The organism is Ramlibacter sp. JJN2-2R (assembly GCF_057747835.1).
Genome location: NZ_CM173226.1, coordinates 794,398 through 811,249 on the forward strand (window position 1 = coordinate 794,398; position 16,852 = coordinate 811,249).

The 16,852-nt window shown below is 71.4% G+C and carries 15 protein-coding genes; 7 read left to right on the plus strand and 8 right to left on the minus strand.

Annotation, left to right across the window (positions count from 1 at the left end):
• The first annotated feature begins 1 nt into the window (after window position 1).
• Window positions 2-1,963: a galactose oxidase-like domain-containing protein gene (locus tag AC3ANR_RS03970; protein WP_488290578.1), complete on the plus strand. Its 1,962-nt coding sequence runs from the start codon at window positions 2-4 to the stop codon at window positions 1,961-1,963.
• Window positions 1,964-1,987: 24 nt separating this feature from the next.
• On the opposite strand, the gene ureG is transcribed toward AC3ANR_RS03970, so the two are convergent.
• The 7 genes from ureG to AC3ANR_RS04005 are packed head-to-tail and all read right to left on the minus strand — an operon-like array spanning window position 1,988 to window position 6,414.
• Window positions 1,988-2,638, minus strand: a complete 651-nt coding sequence (ureG, locus tag AC3ANR_RS03975; RefSeq protein ID WP_488290579.1) for an urease accessory protein UreG — start codon at window positions 2,636-2,638, stop codon at window positions 1,988-1,990.
• Window positions 2,635-3,357 carry an urease accessory protein UreF gene (locus AC3ANR_RS03980; protein ID WP_488290580.1) on the minus strand — a complete coding sequence of 241 codons (723 nt, stop codon included), beginning with the start codon at window positions 3,355-3,357 and terminating at the stop codon, window positions 2,635-2,637. The genes ureG and AC3ANR_RS03980 overlap by 4 nt, the downstream gene beginning before the upstream one ends.
• Window positions 3,284-3,853, minus strand: a complete 570-nt coding sequence (gene ureE, locus AC3ANR_RS03985) for an urease accessory protein UreE (protein ID WP_488290581.1) — start codon at window positions 3,851-3,853, stop codon at window positions 3,284-3,286. Before ureE ends, AC3ANR_RS03980 begins: the two co-directional genes overlap by 74 nt.
• Window positions 3,854-3,862: 9 nt before the next feature.
• On the minus strand, window positions 3,863-5,608 hold the full coding sequence (ureC, locus tag AC3ANR_RS03990) for an urease subunit alpha (protein ID WP_488290582.1): 1,746 nt from the start codon (window positions 5,606-5,608) through the stop codon (window positions 3,863-3,865).
• A complete protein-coding gene (locus AC3ANR_RS03995; RefSeq protein WP_488291748.1) occupies window positions 5,609-5,914 on the minus strand; it encodes an urease subunit beta in 306 nt (101 codons plus the stop codon).
• Window positions 5,915-5,919: 5 nt separating this feature from the next.
• Window positions 5,920-6,093, minus strand: a complete 174-nt coding sequence (locus tag AC3ANR_RS04000) for a hypothetical protein (RefSeq protein ID WP_488290583.1) — start codon at window positions 6,091-6,093, stop codon at window positions 5,920-5,922.
• An 18-nt stretch (window positions 6,094-6,111) separates the two neighbouring features.
• A complete protein-coding gene (locus AC3ANR_RS04005) occupies window positions 6,112-6,414 on the minus strand; it encodes an urease subunit gamma (RefSeq protein WP_488290584.1) in 303 nt (100 codons plus the stop codon).
• A 180-nt stretch (window positions 6,415-6,594) separates the two neighbouring features.
• Here AC3ANR_RS04005 and AC3ANR_RS04010 point away from each other — a divergent pair, with 180 nt between their 5' ends.
• Window positions 6,595-9,945, plus strand: coding sequence for a hybrid sensor histidine kinase/response regulator (locus AC3ANR_RS04010; protein ID WP_488291749.1), 3,351 nt, complete (start codon window positions 6,595-6,597; stop codon window positions 9,943-9,945).
• Window positions 9,942-10,901, plus strand: coding sequence for a response regulator (locus AC3ANR_RS04015; protein ID WP_488290585.1), 960 nt, complete (start codon window positions 9,942-9,944; stop codon window positions 10,899-10,901). Before AC3ANR_RS04010 ends, AC3ANR_RS04015 begins: the two co-directional genes overlap by 4 nt.
• Window positions 10,902-10,907: 6 nt before the next feature.
• Here AC3ANR_RS04015 and AC3ANR_RS04020 read toward each other — a convergent pair whose 3' ends face one another.
• Window positions 10,908-11,525, minus strand: coding sequence for a hemerythrin domain-containing protein (locus AC3ANR_RS04020; RefSeq protein ID WP_488290586.1), 618 nt, complete (start codon window positions 11,523-11,525; stop codon window positions 10,908-10,910).
• Window positions 11,526-11,818: 293 nt separating this feature from the next.
• Between AC3ANR_RS04020 and urtA the strand changes: the two genes are divergently transcribed.
• The 4 genes from urtA to urtD all read left to right on the plus strand — a co-directional run bounded on the left by urtA (window position 11,819) and on the right by urtD (window position 16,852).
• Entirely contained in the window at window positions 11,819-13,096 is a 1,278-nt protein-coding gene (gene urtA / locus AC3ANR_RS04025) for an urea ABC transporter substrate-binding protein (protein WP_488290587.1), read from the plus strand.
• Window positions 13,097-13,287: 191 nt separating this feature from the next.
• A complete protein-coding gene (urtB, locus tag AC3ANR_RS04030) occupies window positions 13,288-14,856 on the plus strand; it encodes an urea ABC transporter permease subunit UrtB (RefSeq protein WP_488290588.1) in 1,569 nt (522 codons plus the stop codon).
• Window positions 14,856-15,986 carry an urea ABC transporter permease subunit UrtC gene (gene urtC, locus AC3ANR_RS04035; RefSeq protein WP_488290589.1) on the plus strand — a complete coding sequence of 377 codons (1,131 nt, stop codon included), beginning with the start codon at window positions 14,856-14,858 and terminating at the stop codon, window positions 15,984-15,986. Before urtB ends, urtC begins: the two co-directional genes overlap by 1 nt.
• The gene (urtD, locus tag AC3ANR_RS04040; protein WP_488290590.1) at window positions 15,983-16,852 is read left to right on the plus strand and encodes an urea ABC transporter ATP-binding protein UrtD; all 870 of its coding nucleotides are present in this window, start codon (window positions 15,983-15,985) and stop codon (window positions 16,850-16,852) included. The genes urtC and urtD overlap by 4 nt, the downstream gene beginning before the upstream one ends.

The window sequence follows — 16,852 nt, forward strand, 5'->3', positions numbered from 1 at the left end:
CATGGCTGCCCTCTCACCCCTGCATCGCCTGCTGCGCGGCGCCGTCCTGGCGGCCTGCGCGGCCCTGGGCGGCCTGGCCGCCCATGCCAACAGCCAGGTGGGGGCCTGGGAAACCTGGGCGGCGCTGCCGTTCTTTCCCGTGCACAGCCACCTGCTGCCCACGGGCAAGGTCATGATCTGGCCCGGCGACGCCAGCAACGGCGGCGTCAGCGGCGACGACGCGCGCATCCTGGACCCGGCGACCCAGAACCTGTCGCTGGTGCCCAAGGCCGGCTACGACCTGTTCTGCGCCGGCCACGCCTTCCTGCCCGACGGCAAGCTGTTCGTGGCCGGGGGGCACATCGCCAACAACGTCGGGCTGCCCAGCGCGAGCCTGTACGACCCGACGGCCAACGCCTGGTCCCGGGCGCCGGACATGAACGCCGGCCGCTGGTACCCCAACGTGACCACGCTGGGCAACGGCGACGCGCTCGTCGTCTCCGGCGACATCGACACCACCGTCGGCGTGAACCCGCTGCCGCAGGTGTACCAGCGCGCCACCAACAACTGGCGCAGCCTCACCAACGCGCAGCTGCAGCAATACCTCTACCCGATGATGTTCCTCGCGCCCGACGGCCGCGTGGTGGACGTCGCGCCGACCCAGACCACGCGGTCGCTCGACACCTCGGGTACCGGGCAGTGGTCCGTCATCGCCAACCGCGCCTTCGGTGAGCGCACGTACGGCTCGGCGGTCATGCTCGATGGCAAGGTGGTCGTGATCGGCGGCGGCGACCCGCCCACCAACACCGCCGAAGTGATTGACCTGAACCAGGCCAGTCCGAGCTGGCGCACGGTGGCACCCATGGCCGTCGCGCGCCGGCAGCACAACGCCACGGCGCTGCCGGACGGCACGGTGCTGGTGACCGGGGGCACCTACGGCGCGGGCTTCAACAACGGCGCCACGCCGGTCTACCAGGCGGAGATCTGGAACCCCGCGACCGAGACCTTCACCCCGATGGCCAGCGCCACCATCACGCGCATCTACCACTCGTCGGCAACACTTCTGCCGGAAGGGCGCGTGCTCGTCACCGGCGGCAACGGCCAGCTGGTGCCGGAGGTGTACGCGCCGCCCTACCTGTTCAAGGGCCCGCGGCCCAGCCTCACGGGCGCGCCGACGGCGATCGGCTACGGGCAGCAGTTCACGGTGCAGACGGACCAGTCGGCCAGCATCGCCAAGGTGACGCTGATCCGCATTGCGTCGGTGACGCATGCCTTCGACGAGAACCAGCGCTTGAACACGTTGCAGTTCACCCCCGGCTCCGGCACGGTGAGCATCACCGCGCCCGGCAATGCCAACGCCGCGCCGCCCGGCCACTACCTGCTGTTCGTGGTCAATTCGACCGGCGTGCCCTCCATCGGCACCTTCGTGCAGCTGGGCGCCGCGCCCGCCGTCCCGGCCGCCAGCCTGTCGTCGATGACGCCCAACACCGCGGTCGCGGGCAGCCCGGGCTTCAACCTGGCGCTGACCGGCAGCGGGTTCCTCTCGGGCGCGACGGTCAACTGGAACGGCGCCGCCCGGCCCACCACGTTCGGCAGCAGCACCCAGCTGAGCGCGCAGATCGCCGCCGGGGACGTCGCGGCCGCGGGAACGGCCAACGTGACGGTGGTCAACACCGGCGCCCCGGCATCGAACGCGCTGCCGTTCACCATCACGCCGGTCGCGGTCACGCGCTACACGCTCACGGTGACCAGGGCGGGCGCCGGCGCGGGCAACGGCTCGGTCACCAGCAGCCCGGCGGGGATCAGCTGCGGCAGCACCTGCACGGCCTCGTTCAACGCCGGGACCAACGTGACGCTGACCGCCCGCGCGGTCGGACGCGCGGTCTTCGCCGGCTGGAGCGGCGCGTGCACGGGGACGAGCACGACCTGCGTCGTGCCGATGGACGGCAACAAGGCGGTGACCGCGAACTTCAACCGCCGCTGACGCGGTGACCTGGGGCGGGGCCGCTCAGGCGGCCAGCAGGCCCTTGCGCTCGATGAACGCCACGACCTCGCCGACCCCGGCGAGCGTCTTCAGGTTGGTCATCACGTAGGGCTTGTCGCGGCGCATGCGCCGGGTGTCCGCCTCCATGACCGCCAGGTCGGCCCCCACGTGCGGCGCGAGATCGGTCTTGTTGATCACGAACAGGTCGCTCTTGGTGATGCCGGGGCCGCCCTTGCGCGGGATCTTCTCGCCCGCGGCGACGTCGATCACGTAGATCGTCAGGTCGCTCAGCTCGGGGCTGAAGGTCGCCGCGAGGTTGTCGCCGCCGCTTTCCACGAACACGATGTCGGCGTCCGGGAACTGCTCGAGCATGCGGTCGATCGCCTCCAGGTTGATCGACGCGTCCTCGCGGATGGCGGTGTGCGGGCAGCCGCCCGTCTCGACGCCCAGGATGCGTTCGGCCGGCAAGGCCCCGCTGACGGTGAGCAGCCGCTGGTCTTCCTTGGTGTAGATGTCGTTGGTGATCGCCACCAGGTCCCACCGGTCGCGCATCGCCTTGCACAGCATCTCGAGCAGCGTCGTCTTGCCCGAGCCGACCGGCCCGCCGATGCCCACGCGCAGCGGCGGCAGCTTCCGGGTGCGGCGGGGGATGTGGTGCAGGGCGGTGGCGGTCATGAGCGGAAGAGGCGGGAGTACTGGGTTTCGTGGCGAGCCGACAGGATGGCGAGCAGGGGCGTGAATGCCTGGCGGTCCTCGTCGCGCAGCGCCAGCGCGTGGTCGGCCGCGGCCGGGATGGCGCCGGCCAGGCGCTGCAGGATGCGCTGCCCGGCGCCCTGGCCCAGCGGCACGGCCTTCACCGCGGCCTGCACCATGTTCTCGGCCCAGCCGAAGGCGAACGCCAGCACGATGTCGCGCACCGGCGCCTCGATCGCGGCGGCGACGCGGGCGAACGCCACGGGATAGGTCTGCGCGGCGGCGGGCGCGGCAGGATCGAGCGAGCGCGCCCAGTCGCCCAGCGAGCGGCCCATCTGCTCGGTCTGCAGGCGCGCTTCGCTGGTCTCGCGCGTGCGCCGCACCCACCGGTCCAGGTCGTCGACGCGCGCGGTGTTGCCGCTGCGGAAGGCCGCAACGGCCTGGGCCACCACGGCCAGGTCGGACTCGGCGAGGGCCAGGTGCAGCTGGTCGACGAGCCAGTCCCCCGCGCTGGCCTCGTCGCGCACCCGGTCCGCTTCGACGGCGGCCTCCAGCCCCTCGGAGTACGAGAACCCGCCGACCGGCAGCGCCGGCGAGGCCAGCCAGACCAGCCGCAGCAGCGCGGCGTCACTGCGCGTGCCCGGGACCGTCATGGTGGTCATGGCCGTGGCCGCCGTGATCGTGATCGTGATCGTGGCCATGGGCGTGGTGGTGGCCGTGCGCCGCAGCACCGTGCGAGGGCCCGGCGCCGTACGCGCCGCCCTCCGGCTCGAACGCCTCCGTCACCTCCTGCACGATCAGGTGCATGCCGCGCAGCATGTCGGCCAGCACGTGGTCGGGTTCGATCTTCAGGTGGCCCGGCTGCAGCTCGATCGGCACGTGCCGGTTGCCCAGGTGGTAGGCGGCGCGCAGCAGGTCGAAGGGCGTGCCGTGCTGCGCGCAGTGCGTGATCTTGAGCACCGGCTGCGCCGCGGCCAGCACGCGCACCAGCGAGCCGTCCTCGGCCACCAGCACGTCGCCGCCACGCACCAGGGTGCCGCGCGGCAGGAACACGCCGAGCGCGCGCCCCTGCGAATCCGCCGCCTCGAAACGGCTCTTCTGCCGCACGTCCCAGTCGAGCTCGACGGTCGCGGCGCGCCTGAGCAGCACGGGGGCGAGCCCGTGGCCGCCCGGCAGGCACTTGGAGATGGTCAGCATGGGCGAAGCCTAGAACAGGAAGTAGCGCTGCGCCATCGGCAGCACCCGGGCCGGCTCGCAGGTGAGCAGCTGGCCGTCGGCCCGCACGGCATAGGTCTGCGGGTCGATCTCCATCGTCGGCACATAGTCGTTGTGCACCAGGTGCTGCTTGCGCACCTGGCGGATGCTGCGCACCGGCGACAGCAGCTTGCCCAGCCCGTAGCGGCGGCCGACGTCGGCATCCAGCGCGGCCTGCGACACGAAGGTGATCGATCCCCTGGCCAGCGCGCCGCCGAAGGCGCCGAACATCGGCCGGTAGTGCACCGGCTGCGGCGTCGGGATCGACGCGTTGGGGTCGCCCATCGCGGCCATCGCGATGCTGCCGCCCTTGAGGATGAGCGCGGGCTTGATGCCGAAGAACGCCGGCTTCCACACCACCAGGTCGGCCCACTTGCCCGGCTCGATGCTGCCGACCTCGTGGCTGATGCCGTGCGCGATGGCCGGGTTGATCGTGTACTTGGCCACGTAGCGCCTGGCGCGGAAGTTGTCATTGCGCTCGCCGTCGCCGGGCAGCTTGCCGCGCTGCCCCTTCATCTTGTGCGCCGTCTGCCAGGTGCGCAGGATGACCTCGCCGACGCGGCCCATGGCCTGCGAGTCGCTGGACATCATGCTGATGGCGCCCAGGTCGTGCAGGATGTCCTCGGCCGCGATGGTCTCCTTGCGGATGCGGCTCTCGGCGAACGCCAGGTCCTCGGCGATCGCCGGGTCCAGGTGGTGGCACACCATCAGCATGTCGACGTGCTCGTCCAGCGTGTTGACGGTGTAGGGCATCGTCGGGTTGGTCGACGAGGGCAGGAAGTTGGCCTCGCCCACCACGCGCAGGATGTCCGGCGCATGGCCGCCGCCGGCGCCCTCGGTGTGGAAGGCACAGATCGAGCGGCCGCGCGTGGCCGCGATGGTGTTCTCCACGAACCCCGACTCGTTGAGCGTGTCGCTGTGGATCGCCACCTGCGTGTCGGTGGCGTCGGCCACGTCCAGGCAGGTGTCGATGGCCGAGGGCGTGGTGCCCCAGTCCTCGTGCAGCTTCAGGCCGATGGCGCCGGCGTCGATCTGCTCGCGCAGCGGCGCGTGCCGGCTGGCGTTGCCCTTGCCCATGAAGCCCAGGTTCATCGGGAACGCATCGGCCGCCTGCAGCATGCGCTGGATGTTCCACGGCCCCGGCGTGCAGGTGGTGGCGAAGGTGCCCGTGGCCGGGCCGGTGCCGCCGCCGAACATGGTGGTGATGCCTGAGGCCAGCGCCTCCTCGACCTGCTGCGGGCAGATGAAGTGGATGTGGCTGTCGATGCCGCCCGCGGTGACGATGCACCCTTCGGCGCTGACGATCTCGGTGCCCGCGCCGATGACGATGTCCACGCCGCTCTGCGTGTCGGGGTTGCCCGCCTTGCCGATGGCGGCGATGCGCCCGTCCTTCAGACCGATGTCGGCCTTGACGATGCCCCAGTGGTCCAGGACCAGCGCATTGGTCAGCACGCAGTCCACGGCGCCCGCGGTGCCGTCTCGCGGGTCCCCGTCGCCGCCCCGCGTGCGCTGCGACTGCGCCATGCCGTCGCGGATGGTCTTGCCGCCGCCGAACTTCACCTCCTCGCCGTAGCCGCCCGCGCGCAGGGTGTAGTCGTCCTCGACCTCGATCACCAGGTCGGTGTCGGCCAGGCGAACCCGGTCGCCCGTGGTGGGCCCGAACATCTCCGCATAGGCGCGGCGGCCGATCGTCGCCATCTACAGCTTCCCCTGCACCTGGGCGCGAAAGCCGTGCACCGCGCGCTCGCCCGCGTAGTCGACCAGTTCCACCGTGCGCTGCTGGCCCGGCTCGAACCGCACCGCCGTGCCCGAGGCGATGTTCAGCCGCATGCCGCGGCCGGCGGCGCGGTCGAAGTCCAGCGCCGCGTTGGTCTCGGCGAAGTGGTAGTGCGAGCCGACCTGGATCGGCCGGTCCGCCGTGTTGCGAACCACCAGCGTCACCGTGCGGCGGCCGGGGTTGAGCGCGTGCTCGCCCTCGTCGACGAGCAGTTCGCCGGGGATCACCGCCATCACTTGCCGCCGCGGGTGAACCAGACGGCCAGCAGGGCGACGGCCGCGAACAGCACCAGCCCGAACGTGTCGGTGGCGTGCCAGTGCCTGCCGGCGAGGCCGTGGCCGTCGTGGGCCTGCGCCGTTGCGGCGGCGCAGGCCAGGACGGCGGAGGTGGTGAAGAGCCTGGACATGGGTTGCCTCCTGGGGATTCAGACGATCGGCTGGTGGACGGTGACCAGCTTGGTGCCGTCGGGAAAGGTCGCCTCGACCTGGATGTCGGGAATCATCTCCGGCACGCCGTCCATCACGTCGGCGCGCGTGAGGACCGCGCGGCCCTCGCTCATGAGCTGCGCCACGGTCCGGCCGTCGCGCGCGCCTTCCATCACCGCGGCCGAGATCAGCGCCACGGCCTCCGGGTAATTGAGCTTGAGCCCGCGCGCCTTGCGCCGCTCGGCCAGCAGGGCGGCGGTGAAGAGCAGCAGCTTGTCTTTCTCGCGCGGCGTGAGTTCCATGGCGGTGCCGGGGGTGGTCGATTCATCTTAGTGCAAGGGTCGTGCCGGGCCGCCTGCCGCTGGGCACGGAACCTGCACATTGCCGCCGTGACCCAGGCGATCCCCATCGTGCCGGCCGAGCCGCCCCAGCGGGTGGCCAAGGTGCGCCGCGACTACAACAGCTGGGTCGCCCGGGAGACCATGGAGGACTACGCGCTGCGCTACGCGCCGCTGCGCTTTCGCCGGTGGTCCACCTTCCGGGTCGCCAACACCGCGTTCGGGGCCGCCTCGTTCCTGGTCCTGGAGGCGGTGGGCGCCACGCTGCTGGTGCAGTACGGCTTCGCCAACGCGCTCTGGGCGATCCTGGCCACCGGGCTGATCATCTTCGGCGCCGGCCTGCCGGTGAGCATCTATGCCGCGCGCCACGGCGTGGACATGGACCTGCTCACGCGCGGGGCGGGGTTCGGCTACATCGGCTCCACGATCACCTCGCTGATCTACGCCTCCTTCACCTTCATCTTCTTCGCGCTCGAGGCGGCCGTGATGGCCTACGCGCTCGAACTCGCGCTCGGCATCCCGCCGGCCTGGGGCTACCTGGCCTGCGCGCTGGCCGTGATCCCGCTGGTCACGCACGGCGTGTCGGCCATCAGCCGGCTGCAGGTGTGGACGCAACCCGTGTGGCTGGTGATGCTGGTGGTGCCCTTCGCCTACGTGCTCGCGCGCGATCCTGGGGCGTTCTCCGGCGTCGTGCACTACGCCGGGGAGAAAAGCGGGGCGGCGGGCTTCGACCTGCACGGCTTCGGTGCGGCGCTCACCGTGGGCATCGCGCTGATCACGCAGATGGGCGAGCAGGCCGACTACCTGCGCTTCATGCCGCAGCGCACGGCGGCCAACCGGTGGGGCTGGTGGCTGGGCGTGCTGGCGGGCGGGCCGGGCTGGGTGCTGCTGGGCGTGCTGAAGATGCTCGCCGGCGCGCTGCTCGCCTGGCTGGCCATCAGCCACATGGTGCCGGCCGACCGGGCGGTCGATCCGAACCAGATGTACCTGGCGGCGTACGAATACGTGTTCCCCCACGACGGCTGGGCCGTGGCGGCGACCGCGGTCTTCGTCGTCGTCTCGCAGCTGAAGATCAATGTCACCAACGCCTATGCGGGGTCGCTGGCCTGGTCCAACTTCTTCTCGCGCCTCACGCACAGCCACCCGGGGCGCGTCGTCTGGGTGGTGTTCAACACGCTCATCGCGTTCATGCTGATGGAGATGGACGTGTTCCAGGCGCTGGGCGACGTGCTGGGGCTGTACTCCAACGTGGCCATCGCCTGGATCATGGCCGTGGTGGCCGACCTGGTGGTGAACAAGCCCTTGGGGCTGTCGCCGCGCGGCATCGAGTTCAAGCGCGCCTACCTGTACGACATCAACCCGGTCGGGGTCGGCGCGATGGCGCTGGCCTCGGCGCTGTCGGTCGCCGCCTGGCTGGGCGCGTTCGGCGCGGCGGCGCAGGCGTTCTCCGCCCTGATCGCGATGGGCGTGGCGTTCGTCACCGCGCCCGCGATCGCCTGGTGGACGGGCGGGCGCTACTACCTGGCCCGCCCGCTGGCGCCAGCGGTCACGGGCGTGCACCGCTGCGTGGTCTGCGAGCGCGAGTACGAGGCCCCCGACATGGCGCATTGCCCGGCCTACCAGGGCTGCATCTGCTCGCTGTGCTGCACGCTCGACGCGCGCTGCGGCGACACCTGCAAGCCGCAGGCGCGGCTGGCCTGGCAATGGTCGTCCGCGCTGCGCTCGCTGCTGCCGCGCGCGGCCTGGCCCTGGATCGACACGGGCCTTGCGCACTTCCTGCTGCTGATGCTGGTGGTGGTGCCGCTGCTGGCGTCCGTGTTCGCGCTGCTGTACCACCAGGAGCTGCGGGTGCTGGAGGCGATGGCGCCGGAGGCTGCGCGCGTGGCGCGGCAGGCGCTGCGCGCCGGCTTCAGCAAGTCGTTCTTCGCGCTGCTGGTCATCGCCGGCATCGTCGCCTGGTGGCTGGTGCTCGCGCACAAGAGCCGGCAGGTCGCGCAGGAGGAGTCGAACCGCCAGACGCACCGGCTGATGCAGGAGATCGACTCGCACCGCCAGACCGACGAGGCCCTGCAGGAGGCCAAGCGCGTGGCCGACGAGGCGCGGCGCGCGGCGGAACTGGCCAACCAGGCCAAGACCCGCTACATCGGCGCCATCAGCCACGAGCTGCGCACGCCGCTCAACAGCATCCTCGGCTACGCCCAGCTCATGGCGGAGGACGCGCAGCTGCCGCCCCAGCGCAGGCAGGCGGTCCACGTCATCCGCCGCGGCGGCGAACACCTGCTGTCGCTGATCGAGGGCACGCTGGACATCGCCCGCATCGAGGCCGGCAAGCTCAAGCTGGACCTCCAGCCGATGCGCTTTGCCGACTGCGTGCACGAGGTCGCCGGCCTGTTCGAGCTGCAGGCCGCGGGCAAGGGGCTGGGCTTCCGGTTCGAGGTGGAAGGCGCGATCCCCGAGGTCGTGCGCGCCGACGAGAAGCGCGTGCGCCAGATCCTGATCAACCTGCTGGGCAACGCGGTCAAGTTCACGGCCGAGGGCCACGTGGCCCTGCGCGTGCGCCACGCGCGCGAGATGGCCGACATCGAGGTGGCCGACACCGGGCCGGGGATGGCGGCGCGGGAGATCGCCCAGGTGTTCGAGCCGTTCGCGCGCGGCGAGGGCAGCGGCCGGCTCGCGCCCGGCGCCGGGCTGGGCCTGACCATCGCCAAGATGCTGACCGACCTCATGGGCGGCGAGCTGTCGGTGCAGAGCGAGCCGGGCCGCGGCTCGGTGTTCCGCGTGCGCCTGTTCCTGCCGCACGTGCACGCGCAGCGCGACGCCGCCGCCGCCGTGCTGAAGCCGGGCGGGTACGCCGGGCCGCGCCGCCGCCTGCTGGTCGTCGACAACGAGGAGGCCGACCGCGAGCTGCTGGCGCAGTTGCTCGAGCCGCTCGGCTTCGAGCTGCGCACGGCGGCCAGCGGCCACGACGCGCTGGACCTGCTGGCCGCCGGCCTCGACCCCGATGCCATCCTGCTCGACCTGGCCATGCCCGGCATCGACGGCTGGGAGACGCTGCGCCGCGCGAGGCGCCTGCGGCCCCTGCGGGCGCAGGTGGCGATCGTGTCCGCCAACGCCTTCGACAAGGGCCTGGACAACGACGCGGGCATCCGGCCCGAGGACTTCCTGGTCAAGCCGGTGCGGCACACCGACCTGCTCGCCTGGCTGCAGCGCGCGCTGGCGCTGCAGTGGCTGCCGGCCGCCAGCACCCCGGCACCGCTGGCGCGCCCTCCGGCCGGCGACGCGCCGCTGCCCGACGCGGCCGCGCTGCAATCGCTGGCGCGGCTCGTGCAGCTGGGCTACCCGCGCGGCGTGCTGAACGAACTCGATGCGATCGAGGCCGCCCAGCCGCACGCGGCGGCGTTCTGCCGCTCGCTGCGCGAGCTGGCGCGCAATTTCCAGTTCGACGCGCTGGCACGCCGCCTCGACGGCGTCGCGCCGCAGGGGGCGGCGCCATGAACGGCCTGCCCGACCGCGCCAGTGCCGAAGTGGTCCTGGTCGTCGACGACGTGCCGGACAACCTGGCCGTGCTGCACGACGCGCTGGACGAATCGGGCTACACCGTGCTGGTCGCCACCAGCGGCGCCGCGGCGCTCGCGCGCGCGGAGCAGGCCGTGCCCGACATCGTGCTGCTGGACGCGATGATGCCGGGGATGGACGGTTTCGAGGTGGCGCGGCGCCTGAAGGCCGGGGCCCGCACCGCGCACATCCCGATCATCTTCATGACCGGCCTGACGGAGACCGAGCACCTGGTCGCCGCGCTGGACGCCGGCGGGGTCGACTACGTCACCAAGCCGATCAAGCCCAAGGAAGTGCTCGCGCGCATGAACGTGCACATGCAGGGCGCGCGGCAGGCGCGGCAGACGCGCAATGCGCTCGACGCGTTCGGCTACGCCAGCCTGGCCATCCGCGCCAGCGACGGCCGCCTGCTGTGGCAGACACCGTTGGCGCGGCAGCTGCTGCACACCTATTACGGGCCGTGCGGGCCGCAGGCGCCGGCGCCCGTGCTGGCGTGGCTGCGCCGCCACCTGGACGACGCCATGCGGCTGGTCGAGCCGCCCCGGCTGGCGATCGAGCAGGGGCCGCGGCGGCTCACCTTCCGGCTGCACCAGCAGATCGGCCTGGACGAGGAGGGCGGCCACTGGCTGATCGTCATGCGCGAGACCTCGGATGCCGCCGCGCTCGAGGCGATGAGCCTGGCGTTCAAGCTCACCGCGCGCGAGGCCGAGGTGCTCTACTGGGCCGCCAAGGGCAAGATCAACCGCGACATCGCCGACATCGTCGGCGCCAGCCCGGCGACGGTGAAGAAGCACCTGGAGCGCGTGTTCGCCAAGCTCGGCGTCGAGACGCGCACGGCCGCCGCCGCGATGGCGATGAACCGCCTGCGGCAGCTGCAGCCCGGCCTGGGCGACTAGCGAAGCTCAGTGGCCCCAGCGCGCCGGGTTCAGCCAGTCGGCGCGCGGCGACGTCGAGGTCCGGCGGGCCAGCAGGATGCCGCCCGCGGCGGCCAGCGCGCCGGCGGCGGCCAGCATCGTGCCGGTGCTCATCGACCGCGCCATGCTGCCCGCCAGTTCGCCGCTGCGCGGGCCGATCAGCTGCAGGCGGCGCTTGGTCATGCGGGCCCCCAGGTCCGACAGCTGCCCGGCCAGCAGCCGTTCGGCCTTGGGCAGCAGCACCGTCTCCTCGTCCGCCACGTGGTGCATCACCACGCGCATCAGGTCGTACATCGTCGTGTCGAAGGCCGGATCGCCGGCCTGCAGGGCCCGCAGGCGCGCCACCAGGGCGCGCATCTCGTCGTGTTCGGGCTTGCTGCGATCGAGCACCTCGTCGGGCGCGATCTCGCGCAGGGCGGGGTAGAAGATCTCCTCCTCGAGTTGCGCATGCACCTCGAGCGCGAGGCAGATGTTGTCCGCCAGGCCCTTCTTCACGCGCGCCGGCGTGTCCACCTGGAACTGGTGGAACGCGGACATCACGTGCGTGTGGTCCATGCGGATCATGCTGGTGATCGACGGCGACATCTTGCCGAGCATCGTGTTCATGGGTTCTCCTTGGTTGGGGCCGGGCGCCGGGCCGCTGCGCGCGCCCGTGCGGGCGTACGCGCCGGCGGACCGGGCGGGGGTGCGCCCCATGATGACGAGACACCGCTGGCGCCGCTGTAGGAACAGGGCGGTTTTGCCGCGCGGCCGCACGCGGGCTGGCGCGGCTGTACGCCATGCGGCGTATCGCCCGCAACGCGACCGCTGCCTAGGATGAACTCCGTCCTCCCCGGCCGAGCCGCAGCCGGCCCGGGGCGGCCGGTCCCCTCTCTTCTTCCTCTCCTGGAGCGCAGCTGATGCAAAGACGATTCACCCTCAAGGCCCTGGCGGCCGCCGCGGCCATCGCCGGCACCGCCACCCTGCCCGCGTTCGCGCAGTCGGGCGGCACCATCAAGGTCGGCGTGCTGCACAGCCTGTCCGGCACCATGGCCATCTCCGAGACCGTCCTGAAGGACACCGTGCTGATGGCGATCGACGAGATCAACGCCCAGGGCGGCGTGCTGGGCAGGAAGCTCGAGCCGGTGGTGGTGGACCCGGCATCCAACTGGCCGCTGTTCGCCGAGAAGACCAAGCAGCTGCTGACCCAGGACAAGGTGGCCGTGATCTTCGGCTGCTGGACCAGCGTGAGCCGCAAGTCGGTGCTGCCGGTGGTCGAGGAGCTGAACGGCCTGCTGTTCTACCCCGTCCAGTACGAGGGCGAGGAGCTATCCAAGAACGTGTTCTACACGGGCGCCGCGCCCAACCAGCAGGCGATTCCCGCCGTCGAGTACCTCATGAGCAAGGATGGCGGCGGCGCCAAGCGCTTCGTGCTGCTGGGCACCGACTACGTCTATCCGCGCACCACCAACAAGATCCTGCGCGCCTTCCTCAAGAGCAAGGGCGTGAAGGACAGCGACATCGACGAGAAGTACACGCCGTTCGGCCACAGCGACTACCAGACCATCGTCGCCGACATCAAGAAGTTCTCCGCCGGCGGCAAGACCGCGGTGATCTCCACCATCAACGGCGACTCCAACGTGCCGTTCTACAAGGAGCTGGGCAACGCGGGCCTGAAGGCCAAGGACGTGCCGGTGGTGGCGTTCTCGGTCGGCGAGGAGGAGCTGCGCGGCGTGGACACCAAGCCGCTGGTGGGCCACCTGGCCGCGTGGAACTACTTCATGTCGATCAAGAACCCGACCAACGACGAGTTCATCAGGAAGTGGAGCGCGTACGCCAAGGCCAAGAGCATCCCGGGCCACAAGGACAAGCCGCTCACCAACGACCCGATGGAGGCCACGTGGATCGGCATCCACATGTGGAAGCAGGCGGTGGAGAAGGCCAGGAGCACCGACGTGGACAAGGTGGTCGCCGCCATGGCCGGCCAGACCTTCAAGGCGCCCTCGGGGATCGTGTCCAGGATGGACGAGAAGAACCACCACCTGCACAAGTCGGTGTTCATCGGCGAGGTCAAGGCCGACGGCCAGTTCAACGTGGTGTGGAAGACGCCGGGCCCGGTCAAGGCCAGGCCCTGGTCGCCCTACATCGAGGGCAACGACAAGAAGAAGGACGAGCCGGACGGCAAGAGCAAGGGCTGAGTTTCACCTTGAAATCGCTGCGCGATTTCAAGGTGCCCGATCAGAGCGAGGAGGCCCGGCGGAGCCGGTTCCTCCTCGCACAGGCGACCGCTGCGCGTTGCTCCGCGCGGTCCGACAGGCCGACTCCGTCGGCCGTCGTGGTCCGGACCTTGCGCGATGGTCGGCGTGCCGCCCATCGCACAGGCTCCCGCATGAAACGACTCCTTCTCCTGCTCACCCTGGCCTGGACCGCGCAGGTCCACGCCCTCACCGACGCCGAGGCGCGTGCCATGGCCATCGGCGACAGCGATGCCCGCATCGAAGCGCTGAACCAGGCCATCCCGACCGCGGACGAGCGCACCGCGGCCTACCTGCAGGCCCTGGCCGACGACGCCGTGCGGACGGCAGGCGGCCGCATCGTCATCGTGCGCGACGGCCAGGGCACCGACCCGGTCACGGGCGCCGCGGTGGCGGTGCCGGCCGATGCCGAGGACGTGGTCAGCAACAACCGCCTGCGCGGCGAGATCGACGCGGCGCTGGCGGCGCTCAAGCTGGTCTCGCCCGACCCGCAACTGCGCGCGCAGGCGGTGCAGGCGCTGCAGAAGGAGCCGGACGAATCCAGGCTGCCGCTGATCGAGAAGGCCTTCGCGGCCGAGCAGGACGCCGGCATCAAGGCGCAGCTGGCGCTGTTGCGGGCCGCCGTGCTCCTGGGCAGCAGCGACAAGGCGCGGCGGCTCGAGGCGGCCACGGCGCTCGCCGCGAGCCGCAGCCCGGCGACCAAGACGCTGCTGCTGGACCGCCTGCGCGAGGAGCCGGAGGCGGACGTGAAGGCGGCGCTGGCATCGGCGCTGCGCGAGGTGGAGGCGGCGCTGGCCTGGGGCGACCGGCTCGGCGCGCTGTTCTCCGGCGTGAGCCTGGGCTCCATCCTGCTGCTGGTGGCGCTCGGGCTGGCGATCACCTACGGCCTCATGGGCGTCATCAACATGGCGCACGGCGAGCTGATGATGGTCGGCGCCTACGCCACCTACGTGGTGCAGGGCCTGTTCCGCCAGTGGCTGCCCGGCGCCTTCGACTGGTACCTGGTGGCCGCGGTGCCGGTCGCCTTCCTCGCCTCGGCGCTGGTGGGCGCCGTGCTCGAGCGCGGCGTCATCCGCTTCCTGTACGGGCGGCCGCTGGAGACGCTGCTGGCCACCTGGGGCATCAGCCTGGCGCTGATGCAGCTGGTGCGCACGGTCTTCGGGGCCCAGAACGTGGGCGTGGAGAACCCGCGCTGGATGAGCGGCGGCGTGGTGCTCCTGGGCAACCTGCAGCTGCCCTGGAACCGCATCGTCATCGTCGGCTTCGCCTTCGCGGTCCTGGCCGGCATGGCCTTCCTCATCGCCCGCACCCGCCTGGGCCTGTTCGTGCGCGGCGTCACGCAGAACCGGCCGATCGCCTCGTGCATGGGCGTGAACACCGCCCGCGTCGACACCTACGCCTTCGCGCTCGGGTCCGGCATCGCGGGCCTGGCGGGCTGCGCGCTCAGCCAGGTCGGCAACGTCGGCCCCGACCTCGGGCAGGCCTACATCGTCGACGCCTTCATGGTCGTCGTGCTCGGCGGCGTGGGGCAGCTCGCGGGCACCGTGTACGCGGCGCTGGGCCTGGGGATCCTGAACAAGTTCATCGAGGGCTGGGCGGGCGCGGTGCTGGCCAAGATCGCCGTGCTGGTGATCATCGTGGTGTTCATCCAGAAGCGGCCGCAGGGCCTGTTCGCGGTGCGCGGCCGCTCGGCGGAGGCCTGATGGACCGCGCCCCCGCCGCCGTCACCGTGCCGCCGGCGCCCCTGCTGGCGCCGGCCCGTCCGCTGCTCACCCGCGCCGGCTGGACCGCGTTCCTCGCCGCGCTGGTGCTGGTGGGCGCCATCGCCCCGGCCCTGAACCTGGCGGTTCCGGCCGACAGCCCCTGGCACCTGGGCGACTACGCCGTGGCGCTGCTCGCGCGGATCATGTGCTACGCCATCTGTGCCCTCGCGATGGACCTGATCTGGGGCTACACCGGCATCCTCTCGCTCGGCCACGGGCTGTTCTTCGCGCTGGGCGGCTACGTCATGGGCATGTACCTGATGCGGCAGATCGGCCGCGACGGCAACTACCACAGCGACCTGCCGGACTTCATGGTGTTCCTGGACTGGAAGGCGCTGCCCTGGCACTGGGCGCTGTCGGACAGCTTCCTGGCCACCTGCGTGCTGGTGGTCGCCGTGCCGGCGCTGGTGGCGTTCGTGTTCGGCTACTTCGCCTTCCGCTCGCGCATCAAGGGCGTGTACTTCTCGATCATCACGCAGGCGCTCACCTACGCCGCCATGCTGCTGTTCTTCCGCAACGAGACCGGCTTCGGGGGCAACAACGGCTTCACCGACTTCAAGCGCATCCTGGGCCTGCCGATGCAGACGGCGGCCATGCGGATGGCGCTGTTCGTGCTCACCGGGCTGGCGCTGCTGGCCTGCTTCCTGCTGGCCCGCTGGCTGGTCAACGCCAGGTTCGGCCGCGTGCTGCAGGCCGTGCGCGATGCCGAGTCGCGCGTGATGTTCTGCGGCTACGACCCGGTGCGCTACAAGCTCGCCGTCTGGACGCTGTCGGCCGCGATGTGCGGCGTGGCCGGCGCGCTGTACGTGCCGCAGGTGGGGATCATCAACCCGGGCGAGATGAGCCCGGCCAACTCGATCGAGATCGCGATCTGGGCCGCGGTCGGCGGCCGCGGCACGCTGGTGGGCCCGATCGCCGGCGCCTTCCTGGTCAACGGCGCCAAGAGCTGGCTGACGGTGAGCGCGCCGGAGTTCTGGCTCTACGTGCTCGGGGCGCTGTTCATCGGCGTCACGCTCTTCCTGCCCGACGGCCTGGCCGGGCTGGCGCGCCGGCTGCGGAGGCCCGCATGACGCCGGACCTGATGGAGCAGGGCGCGCAGCGCGCCGCGGCCCACGCCGCCGCCCCCGGCAGGACCGAGTCCGGCGGGCGCGCCGCCGGGTTCGCCCGTCCGGTGACGCCGGGCCAGGTGGACGTGAGCCACGGGCGCATCCTGTACCTCGAGGACGTGAGCGTGAGCTTCGACGGCTTTCGCGCGATCGACGGGTTGTCGCTGGACATCGCGCCGGGCGAGCTGCGCTGCATCATCGGCCCCAACGGCGCCGGCAAGACGACGATGATGGACATCATCACCGGCAAGACGCGGCCCGACGCGGGCAGCGTGTTCTTCGGCAGCACCATCGACCTGCTGCGCTACCGCGAGGCGGACATCGCGCAGCTGGGCATCGGGCGCAAGTTCCAGAAGCCGACGGTGTTCGAGCAGCTGACCGTGTTCGAGAACCTCGAGCTGGCGCTGCGGACCACCCGCAGCGTGCGCGCCTCGGTGCGTTTTCGCCTCGATTCCGAGCAGCAGGGGCGGCTGGCCCACGTGCTGCGCACCATCCACCTCGCGGCCGCCGTCCACCGCCCGGCCGGCACCCTGAGCCACGGGCAGAAGCAGTGGCTGGAGATCGGCATGCTGCTGATGCAGGACCCCAAGCTGCTGCTGCTGGACGAGCCGGTGGCCGGCATGACCGACGAGGAGACCGAGCGCACCGCGCAGCTGTTCCTGTCGCTCAAGGGGCAGCACTCGCTGCTGGTGGTGGAGCACGACATGGGCTTCGTCAGGACGATCTCGGAGAAGGTGACCGTGCTGCACGAGGGCGCGGTGCTGGCCGAGGGGACGCTCGAGCAGGTGCAGGCCGACGAGCGCGTGATCGAGGTCTACCTGGGACGCTGA

Coding starts and splice junctions, on each gene's coding strand:
- AC3ANR_RS03970 (WP_488290578.1), top strand. CDS start 2: ATGGCTGCCCTCTCACCCCTGCATCGCCTGCTGCGCGGCGCCGTCCTG.
- ureG (WP_488290579.1), bottom strand. CDS start 2,638: ATGACCGCCACCGCCCTGCACCACATCCCCCGCCGCACCCGGAAGCTG.
- AC3ANR_RS03980 (WP_488290580.1), bottom strand. CDS start 3,357: ATGGCCACGATCACGATCACGATCACGGCGGCCACGGCCATGACCACC.
- ureE (WP_488290581.1), bottom strand. CDS start 3,853: ATGCTGACCATCTCCAAGTGCCTGCCGGGCGGCCACGGGCTCGCCCCC.
- ureC (WP_488290582.1), bottom strand. CDS start 5,608: ATGGCGACGATCGGCCGCCGCGCCTATGCGGAGATGTTCGGGCCCACC.
- AC3ANR_RS04000 (WP_488290583.1), bottom strand. CDS start 6,093: ATGTCCAGGCTCTTCACCACCTCCGCCGTCCTGGCCTGCGCCGCCGCA.
- AC3ANR_RS04005 (WP_488290584.1), bottom strand. CDS start 6,414: ATGGAACTCACGCCGCGCGAGAAAGACAAGCTGCTGCTCTTCACCGCC.
- AC3ANR_RS04010 (WP_488291749.1), top strand. CDS start 6,595: ATGGAGGACTACGCGCTGCGCTACGCGCCGCTGCGCTTTCGCCGGTGG.
- AC3ANR_RS04015 (WP_488290585.1), top strand. CDS start 9,942: ATGAACGGCCTGCCCGACCGCGCCAGTGCCGAAGTGGTCCTGGTCGTC.
- AC3ANR_RS04020 (WP_488290586.1), bottom strand. CDS start 11,525: ATGAACACGATGCTCGGCAAGATGTCGCCGTCGATCACCAGCATGATC.
- urtA (WP_488290587.1), top strand. CDS start 11,819: ATGCAAAGACGATTCACCCTCAAGGCCCTGGCGGCCGCCGCGGCCATC.
- urtB (WP_488290588.1), top strand. CDS start 13,288: ATGAAACGACTCCTTCTCCTGCTCACCCTGGCCTGGACCGCGCAGGTC.
- urtC (WP_488290589.1), top strand. CDS start 14,856: ATGGACCGCGCCCCCGCCGCCGTCACCGTGCCGCCGGCGCCCCTGCTG.
- urtD (WP_488290590.1), top strand. CDS start 15,983: ATGACGCCGGACCTGATGGAGCAGGGCGCGCAGCGCGCCGCGGCCCAC.